16 protein-coding genes are annotated in these 15,424 nt (G+C 64.7%); 7 read left to right on the forward strand and 9 right to left on the reverse strand.

Features of this window, described 5'->3' with window-relative positions:
- Window positions 1-80: 80 nt before the first annotated feature.
- On the reverse strand, window positions 81-875 hold the full coding sequence (locus LMQ14_RS24395; protein WP_267732183.1) for an acyl-[acyl-carrier-protein] thioesterase: 795 nt from the start codon (window positions 873-875) through the stop codon (window positions 81-83).
- Window positions 876-1,038: 163 nt separating this feature from the next.
- Between LMQ14_RS24395 and ramB the strand changes: the two genes are divergently transcribed.
- Window positions 1,039-2,454, forward strand: coding sequence for an acetate metabolism transcriptional regulator RamB (gene ramB / locus LMQ14_RS24400; protein WP_267732184.1), 1,416 nt, complete (start codon window positions 1,039-1,041; stop codon window positions 2,452-2,454).
- Window positions 2,451-3,029 carry a carboxymuconolactone decarboxylase family protein gene (locus LMQ14_RS24405; protein WP_267732185.1) on the forward strand — a complete coding sequence of 193 codons (579 nt, stop codon included), beginning with the start codon at window positions 2,451-2,453 and terminating at the stop codon, window positions 3,027-3,029. Before ramB ends, LMQ14_RS24405 begins: the two co-directional genes overlap by 4 nt.
- A 4-nt stretch (window positions 3,030-3,033) precedes the next feature.
- Here LMQ14_RS24405 and LMQ14_RS24410 read toward each other — a convergent pair whose 3' ends face one another.
- From LMQ14_RS24410 to LMQ14_RS24435, 6 genes are read right to left on the reverse strand one after another with little or no spacing between them, the layout of a single operon-like run.
- Entirely contained in the window at window positions 3,034-3,309 is a 276-nt protein-coding gene (locus tag LMQ14_RS24410) for a hypothetical protein (RefSeq protein ID WP_267732186.1), read from the reverse strand.
- Window positions 3,310-3,313: 4 nt separating this feature from the next.
- Window positions 3,314-4,711, reverse strand: a complete 1,398-nt coding sequence (lpdA, locus tag LMQ14_RS24415; protein ID WP_267732187.1) for a dihydrolipoyl dehydrogenase — start codon at window positions 4,709-4,711, stop codon at window positions 3,314-3,316.
- Between the two features lie 17 nt (window positions 4,712-4,728).
- Complete coding sequence (locus LMQ14_RS24420) at window positions 4,729-5,358, reverse strand: hypothetical protein (RefSeq protein ID WP_267732188.1); 630 nt, start codon at window positions 5,356-5,358, stop codon at window positions 4,729-4,731.
- Window positions 5,351-5,629 (reverse strand): putative holin, encoded by a 279-nt coding sequence (locus LMQ14_RS24425; protein ID WP_267732189.1) that lies wholly within the window; start codon window positions 5,627-5,629, stop codon window positions 5,351-5,353. The genes LMQ14_RS24420 and LMQ14_RS24425 overlap by 8 nt, the downstream gene beginning before the upstream one ends.
- Before the next feature lie 18 nt (window positions 5,630-5,647).
- Window positions 5,648-6,127, reverse strand: coding sequence for a DUF779 domain-containing protein (locus LMQ14_RS24430; RefSeq protein ID WP_267732190.1), 480 nt, complete (start codon window positions 6,125-6,127; stop codon window positions 5,648-5,650).
- Complete coding sequence (locus tag LMQ14_RS24435; protein WP_267732191.1) at window positions 6,127-7,650, reverse strand: aldehyde dehydrogenase family protein; 1,524 nt, start codon at window positions 7,648-7,650, stop codon at window positions 6,127-6,129. Before LMQ14_RS24435 ends, LMQ14_RS24430 begins: the two co-directional genes overlap by 1 nt.
- Before the next feature lie 68 nt (window positions 7,651-7,718).
- On the opposite strand from LMQ14_RS24435, the gene LMQ14_RS24440 reads away from it, so the two are divergent.
- From LMQ14_RS24440 to LMQ14_RS24460, 5 genes are all read left to right on the forward strand, one after another.
- Window positions 7,719-9,746, forward strand: a complete 2,028-nt coding sequence (locus LMQ14_RS24440) for a prolyl oligopeptidase family serine peptidase (RefSeq protein WP_267732192.1) — start codon at window positions 7,719-7,721, stop codon at window positions 9,744-9,746.
- Window positions 9,743-10,063, forward strand: a complete 321-nt coding sequence (locus tag LMQ14_RS24445; RefSeq protein WP_267732193.1) for a hypothetical protein — start codon at window positions 9,743-9,745, stop codon at window positions 10,061-10,063. Before LMQ14_RS24440 ends, LMQ14_RS24445 begins: the two co-directional genes overlap by 4 nt.
- A gap of 14 nt (window positions 10,064-10,077) precedes the next feature.
- A complete protein-coding gene (locus LMQ14_RS24450; protein ID WP_267732194.1) occupies window positions 10,078-10,986 on the forward strand; it encodes a crotonase/enoyl-CoA hydratase family protein in 909 nt (302 codons plus the stop codon).
- 64 nt (window positions 10,987-11,050) lie between these two features.
- The gene (locus LMQ14_RS24455) at window positions 11,051-11,503 is read left to right on the forward strand and encodes a DUF5078 domain-containing protein (protein ID WP_267732195.1); all 453 of its coding nucleotides are present in this window, start codon (window positions 11,051-11,053) and stop codon (window positions 11,501-11,503) included.
- A 146-nt stretch (window positions 11,504-11,649) separates the two neighbouring features.
- A complete protein-coding gene (locus tag LMQ14_RS24460; RefSeq protein WP_267732196.1) occupies window positions 11,650-11,928 on the forward strand; it encodes a hypothetical protein in 279 nt (92 codons plus the stop codon).
- A 4-nt stretch (window positions 11,929-11,932) separates the two neighbouring features.
- On the opposite strand, the gene LMQ14_RS24465 is transcribed toward LMQ14_RS24460, so the two are convergent.
- Both LMQ14_RS24465 and LMQ14_RS24470 read right to left on the reverse strand, forming a co-directional pair.
- Window positions 11,933-14,896, reverse strand: a complete 2,964-nt coding sequence (locus LMQ14_RS24465) for an RND family transporter (protein ID WP_267732197.1) — start codon at window positions 14,894-14,896, stop codon at window positions 11,933-11,935.
- Window positions 14,893-15,336, reverse strand: coding sequence for an MmpS family transport accessory protein (locus tag LMQ14_RS24470; protein ID WP_324291082.1), 444 nt, complete (start codon window positions 15,334-15,336; stop codon window positions 14,893-14,895). Before LMQ14_RS24470 ends, LMQ14_RS24465 begins: the two co-directional genes overlap by 4 nt.
- Between the last annotated feature and the right edge of the window lie 88 nt (window positions 15,337-15,424).

The raw sequence follows: 15,424 nt of genomic DNA on the forward strand, positions 1-15,424 counted from the left end.
GAATCTGAACCGGTTCAGAAGCTACCGACCAGTAACCAAAATCCGAGGTCAGCCAGCAATTTACCGGGACGCTTGTCCGGTTAGAGATTGAAGAGCGAAGCGACCGCTTTCGTCTCGTCGCCGACCGCATATGTGAGCGTTGTAACAGGGCGATCGGTCAGCCCGGGGCCGAATTTGTCGGTCGATCCGGCCGGATGGACGTGCGAGATGATCTCGAGCTTGTCGCCGAGCGCCACCGGCGCCTCGTGCTCGATGGTGATGCGCAGCGGGCCCTGCATCAGTTCCAGGTGCGACGCCAGGTAATCCTCGATGACGCTCCAGTACACCGAGTTGTTCATGTGGTCGAACAGGTCGATATCGGTGACCCGGACCGGAAACTCGTGAATCTCGGTCGCGTCGTCGCGGCTGCCCGCCTTCAAGTAGCCCTTCCAGCGCAGCCGATCAACGGACGTGGTCTTGTGCAGTCCTTCGAGGAAGTCATCGGAGATGCGCGACGGCATCTGGGTTTCCCGGTTGATGTTGATCCAGAAGGCCTCGGATTCGATCAGGCCGCCCTTGCGTCCGTCGACGCGGACCCGCATCTCACACCACCGGTTCGAGGTGCCCGAACACCAGCGCCGACAGCGCAGCATGTCCTGGAACTCGATGGGCCGCAGCATGTCGAGCATCGTGCGCCGGACGATCCACAGCGGATGGGTCTCCTCAAAGCCCATCTCGCGCAGCTGGTCTTGGCCGACGTCCTGGATGTGGCGGCACGCGGCGTCCAACCGCAACCGTCCGGTGCGGTCGATGTCGCCGACCCGCAGCGGCCATTCGCGGTCGAATACGTCGGGGTGACCGTCGGGCACCGGCATCATTGATTTGTCCAGGCTCACGACTTCGCTCCCCAATTGCCTTACCTGCGTTATCCCGGGGTTCACCCGGGACCCCGATGCGAATCATGCCAATGACCGCGGACAAACGCCAAACCTGACGACGTCGCTCATTGGCTGCCAAGTCTGCAAACCCTTCCTTTGCAATGCAGGTAAACTGCCATAAATGTCGAAAACGTTCGTCGGCTCACGCGTTCGCCAGTTGCGTAACGAGCGTGGGTTTTCGCAAGCCGCGCTGGCCCAGCTGCTCGAGATCTCGCCGAGCTACCTCAACCAGATCGAGCACGACGTCCGCCCCCTGACGGTGGCCGTGCTGTTGCGCATCACCGAAGTGTTCGGAGTGGACGCGACCTTCTTCGCCCCCCAGGACGACACCCGCCTGGTCGCCGAACTGCGCGAAGTGACCATGGATCGCGATCTGGACATCAACGTCGATCCACCCGAGGTCGCCGAGCTGGTCAACGCCCATCCCGCCCTGGCCCGCGCGGTGGTCAACCTGCACCGGCGCTACCGGCTCACCACCGCGCAGCTGGCCGCCGCCACCGAGGAGCGCTACTCCGACGGCAGCGGCAGCGGATCGATCACGATGCCGCACGAAGAGGTGCGCGACTACTTCTACCAGCGGCAGAACTATCTGCACGAGCTGGACACCGCCGCCGAAGATCTCACGATCCACACCCGGCTGCACCACGGCGACCTGGCCCGCGAATTGACGCGGCGGCTCACCGAGGTGCACGGCGTCCACATCAACAGGCGCATCGACCTCGGCGACACGGTGCTGCACCGCTACGAGCCCGAGACCAAGACGCTGGAGATCAGCAATCACCTCTCGCTGGGCCAGCAGGTCTTCAAGATGGCCGCCGAGTTGGCCTACCTCGAGTTCGGCGACCTGATCGACAGCATGGTCGCCGACGGCAAATTCACCAGCGACGAGTCCCACACGCTGGCCCGGCTCGGTCTGGCGAACTACTTCGCCGCCGCCGCGGTGCTGCCCTACCGCCAATTCCACGATGTCACCGAGAATTTCCGCTACGACGTCGAGCGGCTGTCGGCGTTCTACTCGGTGAGCTACGAGACCATCGCCCACCGGCTCTCGACGATGCAACGGCCGTCGATGCGGGGGGTGCCGTTCTCGTTCGTCCGGGTGGATCGCGCCGGCAACATGTCAAAACGCCAGTCCGCCACCGGTTTTCATTTCTCCTCCAGCGGCGGCACCTGCCCGCTGTGGAATGTCTACGAGACGTTTGCCAACCCGGGCAAGATCCTGGTGCAGATCGCTCAGATGCCCGACGGCCGCAACTACATGTGGGTGGCCCGCACCGTGGAGCGCCGTGCTGCCCGGTATGGTCAGCCGGGTAAAACCTTCGCGATCGGGCTGGGCTGCGAGCTGCGGCACGCGCACCGGCTCGTCTACTCGGAAGGACTGGACTTGTCGGGAGATGTCGCCACACCCATCGGCGCGGGTTGCCGTGTCTGCGAACGCGATAACTGTCCACAACGGGCCTTCCCGGCGTTGGGCCGTGCACTCGATCTCGACGAGCACCGCAGCACGGTGTCCCCGTACTTGGTGAAGCAGCCATGAGCGACGCGCAGGCCGGCCACGTCGCCCGCATCCCGTCGTCCACCAAATTTCGCCGGCTGGGCCCGATCAACTGGATCCTGGCCAAAGGCGCCGCCCGCAAACTGCGGGCGTCCGAGATGCATCTGTTCACCACGCTCGGTCAGCGCCAAGGGCTGTTTTGGGCGTGGTCGCTGTACGGCGGCCGGCTGCTGCGCGGCCGGCTGCCCCGGGTGGACACCGAATTGGTGATCCTGCGTGTCGCACATCTGCGGTCGAGCGAATACGAGTTGCAGCACCACCGGAAGATGGGACGTCAATTCGGTCTGGACGCTCACGTGCAGGCGACGATATTCGCGTGGCCCGACGTTCCGGACGGCGACGGACCCCGGGTGATACTGAGCGCCCGGCAACAGGCACTGCTGAACGCGACGGACGAGCTGATCAAGAACCGGACGATCAGTGAGGACACCTGGCGGCAACTCGCGATGCATCTCGACCGGCACCGGCTCATCGAATTCTGCTTGCTTGCAACGCAATACGATGGACTGGCCGCGACGATATCCGCACTCAACATCGAGTTGGACAACCCGAGATAGCGCCTCAGGCGTAGACGTCGGCCAGCACGGCCAGCGTCAAAACCACCGGCAGTATTGGCAAGTCGAACGCAAACGCCGCCCACAGATACTTGCGGCGCCGGCGTAGCACGAAACCCCAGATTGCGGCGAAGGCGCCCAGCAGCACCGATCCCAGTAACACCAGCGGGCCCCAATGGCCCGCCGTCGCGTTGTCGCCGGCGAGCGAAATGGCAACTAGCCACAGCACATAACCGGTAGCCGCACCGCCAAGGGCACCCAGAATGGTCTCGCCGCGAATCATCGGTTCAGAAGTTGATCATGTGGCCGGTCAGGCCGTGGAAGCACTCCTGCAGCGCCTCGGACATGGTCGGGTGGGTGTGCACATTGCGGGCCAGCTCGGTGGCGGTCAGATCCCATTTCTGCGCCAGGGTGAGCTCGGGCAGCAGCTCGGACACGTCGTGGCCGACCAGGTGCCCGCCCAGCAGTTCGCCGTACTTGGCGTCGGCGATCAGCTTGACGAAACCGCTGGGGTCGCCCACGCCGTGCGCTTTGGCGTTGGCGGTGAACGGGAATTTGGCCACCACCACGTCGTAGCCCTCCTCGCGGGCTTGCTCCTCGGTCAGCCCGAAGCTGGCGACGTTGGGCTGGCAGAATGTCGCGCGCGGCAGCATCCGGTAGTCGCCGAGCGCCAAAGTCTCTGCGCCGGCAATGGTTTCGGCCGCGACCACGCCTTGCGCCTCGGCGACGTGGGCCAGCTGCAGCTTGCCGGTGACGTCGCCGATCGCGTAGATGTGATCGACGTTGGTGCGCATGTAGTCGGTGATCCCGATCGCCTTGCGATCGGTCAGTGCGACGCCGGCCTTGTCCAATCCGTAGCCCTCGATGTTGGGCGCAAAACCGATGGCCTGCAACACCTTATCGGCCTTTAGCTCCTCCGACTTACCGTCCTTGCTGACCGCCACCCGGACCACGGAGCCGTCATCGGTGATGGACTCGACCTTGGTTCCGAGCAGGATCTTGACGCCCAGTTTCTTGAACTGCTTCTCGATCTCTTTGGAGACTTCGGCGTCCTCGTTGGGCAGCGCGCGCGCCAAGAACTCGACGACGGTCACGTCGACGCCGTAGTTCTTCAGCACATAGCCGAACTCCATGCCGATGGCCCCGCAACCGGCGATGATGATCGACTCCGGCAGCTCGCGGGACAGGATCAGTTCCTCGTAGGTGACCACGTTCTCCGACAGAGACGTGCCGGGAACCAGGCGCGTGCTGCTGCCGGTGGCGATGATGACGTTGTCGAACGTGACCGTCTCGGTGCCACCGTCATTGAGATCTACCGAGAGCGTGCGCGGGTCGGTGAACCGGCCGTAGCCGTGGATCTCGGTGATCTTGTTCTTCTTCATCAGGAAGTGCACGCCGGCGACGCGGCCCTCGGCCACTTTGCGGCTGCGATCGAAGGCGACCCCGTAGTCGAATGACGCCTCGCCGCTGATGCCAAAGGTCTTGGCCTCTTTGGTGAAGATGTGCACGAGTTCGGCGTTGCGCAGCAGCGCCTTGGACGGGATGCAGCCGACGTTGAGGCAGACTCCGCCCCAGTACTTAGGTTCGACGACTGCGGTGCTCAGGCCGAGCTGCGCGGCGCGAATCGCTGCGACATATCCGCCGGGACCAGCTCCAAGGACAACGACGTCATAGTGAGAAGTCACGAGCCCACCCTAATGGGTCAATACGGGATGACGCCGAGCAGACAATGACCCGTGCGCGCGCAGTAGTAATAGCCGTACAGGGGTGCCGCGGCGACGACCGAGCCGAACGGTCCCGCCATCACCGCGATGGACAGCGCCGCGATCAGCGGCCGGCCCTGCACCATCGCCAGCATCACGCCACCGACGGTGCATGCCACGACGTAAACCAGCGCCATGAACACGGCCGGGGTCTTGTCGATCGTGTGGTACCACCAATAGAAGAGACTCAGCCCGACCTCGGCCGTCGCGGCCCACACGCCGAACATCACCAGAAGCAATTTCCACCACTTCACGTACTGGTAACGGCCGGGCACGGTGACCGACTGCACCGCCTGACCGGCCGGCTCGGCGTCCGGATCCGCTTCGGAAACCTCGGCGGCGGCGGGCGTCCGGACGGCGTCCTTGTCTGCTTTGGCTTCGGATTTGCCCGGCTGCGCGGCGAAGGAGATGGGCTGCGAGCCGGTGTCGTCGAAGTTCGGCACGAACGGCACCGAGTGCGCACCGGTGTCGTCGTCGAAGTCTGGGACGAACCCCTTCGTGCCGGTGTCCTCGAACTCCGGCACGAACGGCTCGGTCCCCGGGTTCGACGCGCGATCGTCCTTAGCCACGAGATGTCACCTCGAGGACGACGAGCACCCCGAACCAGCCCGGCGCCATCGCCAGCAGGAACGCGCCCAGCATCGTGACCCAACGACGCCCGGAGAACAGGATCGTCAACAGCCCGATCACGCTGGGCAACCCCACCACCAGCGCGATGACGACGTCGGGGCGGACCGGGGTATGAACCAGCACCGTCAACGCAACCCCCGCCAGCAACCCGACCGCGGTGCCGACCAGCATCGCGCTGGCCAGCAGCCAGGGCCGGGGTAACGGGATCACCTCATTGAGCGTACTGAGTTACGGACTACGAGACGGGCACGTTTCCGGCACGGCTTTGTCAATCACCGGGCCCCGAATCGATGGCCGCTCGCCCCCCTCGTACCCGGCCCCGGTGATCACCGGCACGGCTTCTAGCTGGGCTTTCTCCTCGTCGGTATAGACGCGGCCGCGACTGAGAAACCGCATGCCCTCGGGTGCTTCCAGGCTGAATCCGCCGCCGCGGCCGGGCACCACGTCGATGACCAACTGGGTGTGCTTCCAGGCCTGGTACTGCGGACCCGAGATCCACACCGCGACGCCCTCGGCTCCCACGTCCAGGACGCCGAGCAGGACGTCGCGGTCACCGACCAGAAAGTCGCCGCACGGGTAGCACATCGGCGACGACCCGTCGCAGCAGCCGCCGGACTGGTGGAACATCACCGGGCCGTGCCGGTCCTGCAGCCGCCCCAGCAACTCGGCGGCCGCGGCAGTGATCACCGCGCCGCCCGGAGCACTCATCAGAAGAAGCCCTGCGCCTTATCGGCGTAGGACACCAGCAGGTTCTTGGTCTGCTGATAGTGATCGAGCGCCATCTGGTGCGTCTCGCGGCCGAACCCGGATTGCTTGTAGCCACCGAACGCCGCGTGCGGCGGATACACGTGGTAGCAGTTCACCCAGACCCGGCCGGCCTTGATCTCGCGCCCGGCCCGGTAGGCCGTGTTGCCGTCGCGGCTCCACACCCCGGCACCCAGGCCGTACAGGGTGTCGTTGGCGATGCTCATCGCGTCGTTGAAATCGGTGAACGACGTCACGGTCACCACCGGCCCGAAGATCTCCTCCTGGAAGACGCGCATCTTGTTGTTGCCGGCAAAGATCGTCGGCTGCATGTAGTAACCGCCGGACAGGTCACCACCGAGCTCGGCACGCTCACCGCCGGTGATGACCTTGGCACCCTCCGCCTTCCCAATCTCGACGTAGGACAGGATCTTTTCCAGCTGGTCGTTGGAGGCCTGCGAACCGATCATGGTCTCGCTGTCCAGCGGGTCGCCCTGCCGGACGGCCTTGGTCCGGATTGCGGCCAGCTCCAGGAACTCGTCGTGAATGTCGGACTGGATCAGGCTGCGCGACGGACAGGTGCACACCTCGCCCTGGTTGAGGGCGAACATCGTGAAGCCCTCGAGGGCCTTGTCCTGGAAGTTGTCGTTGGCGGCCATTACATCGGAGAAGAAGATGTTGGGGCTCTTGCCGCCGAGCTCCAGCGTGACCGGGATCAGGTTCTGCGACGCGTACTGCATGATCAGCCGGCCGGTCGTGGTCTCCCCGGTGAACGAAACCTTGGCGATCCGGTCGCTGGACGCGAGCGGTTTGCCGGCCTCGACGCCGAAGCCGCTGACGATGTTGACCACACCCGGCGGGATCACGTCGCCGATCAACGACATCAGGTAGAGGATCGACGCCGGCGTCTGCTCGGCGGGCTTGAGCACCACTGTGTTGCCGGCAGCCAGCGCCGGCGCGAGCTTCCACGCGCCCATCAGGATCGGGAAGTTCCACGGAATGATCTGCCCGACGACGCCGAGCGGCTCGTGGAAGTGGTAGGCGACGGTGTCCTCGTCGATCTGCGACAGCGAGCCCTCCTGGGCGCGGATCGCCGCGGCGAAATACCGGAAATGATCGGCGGCCAGCGGGATGTCGGCCGCCAGCGTCTCGCGGATCGGCTTGCCGTTGTCCCAGACCTCGGCCAGGGCCAACGAATCCCGGTTCGCCTCAATGCGATCGGCGATCTTGTTCAGCACCGCGGCCCGCTCGGCCGGCGAGGTCTTGCCCCACGCCGGGGCGGCCGCGTGCGCGGCGTCGAGCGCCTTGTCGACGTCGGCCTCGTCGGACCGCGCCACTTCGCAAAATGTTTGGCCGGTCACCGGCGTCGGGTTCTCGAAGTAGAGACCCTTGGCGGGTGCGACCCACTCACCCCCGATGAAGTTGTCGTACCGCGATTCGTAGGACATCAGGGCCCCGCTGGAACCCGGGCGTGCGAAGACAGTCATTTACTCGACTCCCGTTCTGCTTCACCTGTAATACACCTCACACTACCGCTCGGGCCACAATGGCTTGCATGACTGCGCAGCCCGCCGAGGACAACGACGACCCGTACCTGTGGCTCGAGGACGTCACCGCCGAGACCGCGCTGGATTGGGTGCGCGCGCGCAACGAACCGACGATCGAGCGGTTCTGCGACGCGGACTTCGAGCGGATGCGCGCCGATGCGCTGGAGGTCCTCGACACCGACGCCCGCATCCCCTACGTGCGTCGCCGCGGCGAGTACCTGTACAACTTCTGGCGCGACGCCGCCAACCCGCGCGGGCTCTGGCGGCGCACCACGCTGGACAGCTACCGCAGCGACTCCCCCGAGTGGGACGTGCTGATCGACGTCGACCAGCTGGGGCGCGCCGACGACGAGAAGTGGGTGTGGGCCGGCGCCACGGTCATCGAACCGGAGTTCACCCGCGCGCTGGTCAATCTCTCCCGCGGCGGCTCGGACGCGGTGATCGTGCGCGAATTCGACATGCTCACACGCGAATTCATCCCCGACGGGTTCGCACTCCCGGAAGCCAAGTCGCAGATCGGCTGGGCCGATCCGGACACGGTGCTGGTGGGCACGGACTTCGGCGCCGGCTCGCTGACCGAATCCGGATATCCGCGGATCGTCAAGCGCTGGCGTCGCGGCACACCACTGAGCGATGCCGAGACGGTCTTCGAGGGAACGCGCGCGGACGTCAGCGTAGGGGCCAACGCCGATCGGACGCCGGGTTTTGAGCGCAGCTTCGCGGGCCGTTCGATCGACTTCTGGAATTCGGAGACCTACGAAGTGCGCGGGTCGGAACTGATCCGCATCGACGTGCCCACCGACGCGAGCGTGTCGGTTCACCGTGAATGGCTGCTGATCGAGCTGCGCACCGATTGGACCGTCGGCGCCGCAGGCTACCGCGCCGGCTCGCTGCTGGCGGCGGACTACGACGAATTCCTTTCCGGAACAGTAGATTTGCGAGTGGTCTTCGAACCCGACGAGCACACCTGCCTGCATCAGAGCGCGTGGACGCGGGACCGGCTGTTGCTCGTGACTTTGGCCGACGTCGCCAGCCGGGTCGAAATCGTCACGCCCGGCAGCTGCCAGCGCGACGAAATCGCCGGCATCCCGCCGGCGACCAACACGGTGATCGCGGCCGCCGACGATACCGGCGATGAATTCTTCTTGGATTCAAGCGGATTCGACATGCCCTCGCGACTGCTGCGTGGCACCGGCCCCGGGAGCCTGGAGGAGATCAAATCCGCGCCGGCGTTCTTCGACGCCGAAAACCTGGATGTGAAGCAGTATTTCGTGCCGTCGAAGGACGCCACCTTGATCCCGTACTTCGTCGTGCGGTCACGAGACGTCGAAGGGCCCGGCCCCACCCTGCTGGGCGGTTACGGCGGATTCGAGTCGTCCAAGACGCCCGGGTACAGCGGGGTGTTGGGCCGGCTGTGGCTGGCCCGCGGCGGCACCTACGTGATGGCCAACATTCGCGGCGGCGGCGAGTACGGGCCGGGCTGGCATACCCAGGCGATTCGCGAGGGCCGACACAAGGTCGACGAGGATTTCGCCGCGGTGGCAGACGATTTGGTGAACCGGGGCATCACGACCGTCGCGCAGCTGGGTGCGCAAGGCGGCAGTAACGGCGGCTTGCTGATGGGCATCATGCTGACCAAGTACCCGGAGAAATTCGGCGCGCTGGTCTGCGACGTGCCGCTGCTGGACATGAGGCGCTACCACCTGTTGCTGGCCGGCGCGTCATGGGTCGCCGAGTACGGCGACCCCGACAACCCGGACGATTGGGAGTTCATCTCCAAATACTCGCCGTACCAAAATATTTCGGCGACGCGCCACTATCCGCAGGTGCTGTTCACCACGTCGACCCGCGACGACCGGGTGCACCCCGGCCACGCCCGCAAGATGGTGGCGGCGCTGCAGGCCGCGGGCCATCAGGTCTGGTTGTACGAGAACATCGAGGGTGGGCACGCCGGCGCGGCGGACAATGAGCAGGCCGCGTTCAAGTCGGCCCTAAGCTATTCGTTCCTGTGGCGGACGCTGGGAGGCCAATCGTGAAGATTCTCGACATCATCGAATTCGGCATGGTCATTGCCGGGCTGGTGCTGATCATTGCGGGCTGGGCGCAGGCACGTTTTCGCTTCATCTCCGAGCGCCGCAAGGCCCGGTACTTCTACTGGGGAACCTCGGCTCTCGGCATCGTCCTTTTCGGCTTCGGGACCGGGCAGCTCTGGCCGAACGCCGTCATCACGACGTTGATCTTCACCACCATCGTCTTGTCCACGGCCTATTTCACGACGCCGTATCTGAAGATCGGCGACCAGATCTACGCCTCGACCCCGGAAAACCGCGAGCCCGACCCGCCCGTCGAGTAGCGCACACTGACGCTATGACCGACTTCGAGACTCTGCTGTACAAGGCCGCCGGCCCAGTCGCCACCATCACGCTGAACCGCCCCGAGCACCTCAATACGATCGTGCCGCCGATGCCCGACGAGATCGAGGCGGCCATCGGCCGGGCCGAGCGGGATCCGGGGATCAAGGTCATCGTGCTGCGCGGCGCCGGGCGCGCGTTCTCGGGCGGTTACGACTTCGGCGGCGGCTTCCAGCACTGGGGCGAGGCCATGATGACCGACGGCAAGTGGGATCCGGGCAAGGACTTCGCGATGGTCAGCGCCCGCGAGACCGGGCCGACGCAGAAGTTCATGGCCATCTGGCGGGCATCCAAGCCGGTGATCGCACAGGTACACGGCTGGTGCGTCGGCGGGGCCAGCGACTACGCGCTGTGCGCCGACATCGTGATCGCCAGCGAAGACGCGGTGATCGGCACTCCGTACAGCCGGATGTGGGGGGCCTATCTGACCGGCATGTGGCTGTACCGGCTGAGCCTGGCCAAGGCCAAGTGGCACTCGCTGACCGGCCGGCCGCTGTCCGGTGTGCAGGCCGCCGAGATCGAGCTGATCAACGAGGCGGTGCCGTTCGAGCGGCTCGAGGCGCGGGTTGCCGAGATCGCCGCCGAGCTGACGCAGATCCCGCTGTCGCAGCTGCGGGCCCAGAAGCTGATCGTCAACCAGGCTTACGAGAACATGGGCCTGGCCTCCACCCAGACGCTGGGCGGCATCCTGGACGGCCTGATGCGCAATACTCCCGACGCACTCGACTTCATCAACACCGCCGAAACCCGGGGGGTGCGGGCGGCAGTAGAACGGCGCGATGGCCCGTTCGGCGACTACAGCCAGGCCCCAGCTGACCTGCGACCCGACCCCTCGCACGTCATCGTCCCTGATAGCGATGGCTAGTAAGACGGGCTAGAAGATGACCAAGACTCGCCCACGGCCCGTCCGAAGTGCTACCGTAACAACTATGTCTCGGCTGACTTCTTGCCTGCGTGCAGGCGCCGCCTTTCTTGCCCTGGGTATGGCCGCTGTGACCTTCCCGACGACCGCGGTAGCAGACTCCACGGAGGACTTCCCGATCCCCCGCCGGATGATCAACACCACCTGCGATGCCGAGCAGATACTCGCGGCCACCCGGGACACCAGCCCGGTGTACTACCAGCGGTACATGATCGACTTCAACAACCACCCGAACGTCTCGCAGGCGGCGATCGACAAGGCGCACTGGTTCTACTCCTTGGCGCCGCAGGATCGCCGGGCATACTCCGAGAACTTTTATGCCCCGGTCTCCGACCCGCTGTGGGTGGCGTGGCCCAACCACATGAAGATCTTCTTCAACAACAAGGGTGTCGTCGCCAAGTCGACCGACGTCTGCAACACGTACCCGCCCGGCGACATGTCGGTCTGGAACTGGGGCTAACTAGCCCCCTGACTCACGCCAATTGACCCCGGGCCCGGCCCGGGGTCAATTGCTTTTTGTCCCCCGATCGGGGGACAGACGAATCATCCGTTGTCAGGCCGTTCGGTGGATGTTTGGTGACCGGCCGACGGGGAATAGTTGTGGCCATGCGCACCACGACCCCCGCCATCAATGCACCCGCGGCCCTCGACTGGCGTGACCTCGTCGGCGACTCCGACGCCCCGACGACCCGCATCGTGCACGTGCACGGCCGCGAGGACGGGCTGATAGTCGACATGCTGTGTGTGGTTCGTGGACAGCACATCGAGCCCGAGGCGCGGGTGAGGGTCGGACGGCTTCGCCGTTACCCGAGCACGCACTGCCGCACCTGCGGCGAGTCGGTGTACGAGGCGAACGACGTCCTGCCCGAAGTGGTGGCGCTATAACGCATCAGTAGTGCGGTGAGCCCACCCGGAACCGATCGGTGCTCTCCGCGTCGGGCGAGTCACCATTGCTGCCCCGGGTTTGCGGATGGACCTGCGGCAGCATGTGGGCACGAACCGCCGAACGTGGTCCGTAGGGCCGAAGCATCTGACTGGCGGGGCGCGTGCGCACCTGGGTCGGCCACCAGAACCAGCGGCCCATCAAGGCGGCTACCGACGGCATCATGAACGAACGCACGATCAGGGTGTCGAACAACAGACCCAGCGCAATCGTGGTTCCCACCTGTCCCATGACCCGCAGCGGGCTGATCGCGAACGTCGCCATGGTGGCGGCGAACACCAAACCGGCAGACGTCACCACCGCGCCGGTGCCGGCCATCGACCGGATGATCCCGGTCTTGATTCCGGATTGGATCTCCTCTTTGAATCGGGAAACCAGCAGCAGGTTGTAGTCGGATCCCACCGCCAACAGCAGGATGACCGACATCGCCAGCACCATCCAGTGCAGTTCGATGCCCAGGATGTCCTGCCAGACCAGCACCGAGAGACCGAATGAGGCCCCCAACGAAATCAGCACCGTCCCCACGATGGTGATCGCGGCGACCAGGCTGCGGGTGATGATCAACATGATGATCAGGATCAGGCTGGCCGCCGATATCCCGGCGATCATCAGGTCGTACTTGGACCCGTCCCGCATGTCCTTGTAGACCGCGGCCGTGCCGCCCAGCCAGATCTTGGAACCCTCCAATGGCGTTCCCTTGATGGCTTCCTTCGCCGCCGACTTGATCGGGTCGACGTGCGAAATGCCTTCGGGCGTCGCCGGTGGGACGTCGTGGGAGATGATGAACCGGGCGGCATGGCCGTCGGGTGACAGGAACATCTTCAAGCCGCGCTTGAAATCGGGGTTGTCGAAGACCTCCGGTGGAATGTAGAACGAGTCGTCGTTCTTGGCCGCGTCATAGGCCTGACCCATGGCGGTCGAGTTCTGGCTCATCACGTCCATCTGGTCATACATCGAGTTCATCGAGCTGTGCATGGTCAGCATCATTTGCTTCATCGTCGACATGGTCGCGATCATCGGCGGCATCTGCGCCAGCATCTGCGGCAACAGGGCGTCCATCTGGGCCAGATCGTCGGAAAGATACTTGAACTTTTCGACGATCTGGTCCAAGCCGTCAAGCGCGTCCAGGATAGATCGCAGCGACCAGCAGACCGGGATGTCGAAACAGTGCTTCTCCCAATAGAAGTAGCTGCGGATCGGCCGGAAGAAGTCGTCGAAGTTGGCGATCTCGTCACGCATATTGCTTGTGACGTCCAGCATTTCATGCGTCAGGCCGTCCATGTGGTGCGTCACGGCGGCCATCTTGGACGTGATCTCGTACATGCGCTGCATCGTGTCGATGGACATCTGCATCGCGTCGGCCTGCTTCAGCATGTCGGCCATACGCTTCTTCATGTACTCCTGGTTTTCGACCTGCGTCGTGTTTTGCATGCTGATCTGGAACGGGATCGACGTGTGCTCGATCGGCGCGCCCAGCGGCCTGGTAATCGTCTGGACCCGGGCGACGCCGGGGATGTGGAACACAAAGCGGGCAATCCTGTCCAGCACCAACATGTTTGCCGGATTGCGCATGTCGTGGTCGGTCTCGATCAAGAGCAATTCCGGATTCATCCGGGCGTTGGAGAAATGCCGCTCCGCGGCCTCATATCCGACGACCGCCTTCGTGCTCTCGGGCAGGTACTGGCGGTTGTCATAGTTGGTCTTGTAGCCGGGCAGCGCGAGCAGGCCGATCAGCGCGATGCCGATCGACACGGCCAGGATCGGCCCGGGCCACCGGACGATGGCAGTGCCGACGCGCCGCCAGCCCCGGGTCCGCATCTGCCGCTTGGGGTCGAACAGGCCGAACCGGCTTCCCACCGTCAGCACGGCCGGGCCCAGCGTGAGCGCCGCAAGAACGGCGACCAGCGTCCCCACCGCGCACGGGACGCCCAGGCTCTGGAAGTACGGAAGCCGGGTGAAGCTGAGGCAATACATCGCACCGGCGATGGTCAGGCCGGAGCCCAGCACCACGTGCGCGGTGCCGTGAAACATGGTGTAGAACGCCTGTTCTCGGTCCTCGCCGAGGGAGCGCGCCTCCTGATATCGGCCGAGAACGAAGATCGCATAGTCCGTGCTTGCCGCGATCACCATCAGCACCAGCAGGTTCACCGCGAAGGTCGACAAGCCGATGATGTCGTTATCCGCCAGAAACGCGACAACCTGGCGCGCCGCGAACAGCTCGAGCACCACCATCAGCAGGGTGATGAACATGGTGACGAACGATCGGTAGACCCACAGCAGCATCACGATGATCACCACGAACGTGAGCAGGGTGACCAGGATGACGCCCTTGTCGCCGGCCGCCGACTGATCGGCGGTCAGGGCCGCCGCGCCGGTGACGTAGGCCTTGACCCCGGGTGGCGCGGGCGTGTCGTCCACCAGCTTGCGGACCGCCCGGACCGACTCGTTGGCCTTGGTCTCGCCCTGGTTACCCCGGAGATACACCTGCACGTAGGCGGCCTTACCGTCCGAACTCTGCGAGCCGGCCGCCGTCAGCGGATCGCCCCAGAAGTCCTGCACGTGCTCGACGTGCGTGGTGTCGGCCTCGAGCTTCTTGATCAGCTGGTCATAAAAGTGGTGGGCGTCGTCGCCAAGCGGTTGTTGCCCCTCCAGGAGGATCATGATCGCGCTGTCGCTGCTGAATTCGTTGAACACCTTGCCGACGCGCTGCGTCGCCTGCATCGACGCCGCCTCTTTCGGGCTCATCGGCACCGTGTGCTGCTTGCCGACCGTTTCCAGGTCGGGGACGAACATGGACAGGCATACCACCAGCCCGACCCAGCCCAGCACGATCAGCAGCGCGAACTTGTGTACCGTCCGCGCAAAAAACGGCATGTGCGGCAGCCCGACCGCCGCGTTATTGGTGCTCATGCGGACTTCACAATGCAAAAGGTTTCCGCGTTCACGCCGGTGATCGACCTTTCGTCTTTGACTACGTCGTTCACGATGATCTGGCAGCCGATCTGGTCTCCGTCGGTCTGGGCGACCACGTTCACGCTCACCGACGGGAGCGTCGTGGTGACCGAGAGAGTCCAGGGCAGCGGCACGTTGTCGATCCGCCGCGGCTGCGCATTGATGTCCAGGTAGTTGATATTCGCGGTGGACCCGGATCCGTAGACCTTGTAGACCACGTGCTTCGGGTTGAACGGCTTGATGTCATCCAGGCTGCTGTTGCCGATCCCCGAGGTGTCGTGATTGCCGAAAAAGGAGCGGAGGCGAAGGACGCAGAATCCCGCCACAGCGATGACCACAGCGATGACCAACACGATCCACAGTCGTTTCGCCGCGTTGGCAACGGGCGCTTTCACCACGCGATCACCTCCCGCCAACCGAGCGGCCGACCGCCCGTCCAATGGCGCACCCATTGCTTTGGTGCGCTAAGTAGCGCAAATACGCCTG

The sequence above is a fragment of the Mycobacterium sp. Aquia_213 genome (genome assembly GCF_026625985.1).
GTDB lineage: Bacteria > Actinomycetota > Actinomycetes > Mycobacteriales > Mycobacteriaceae > Mycobacterium.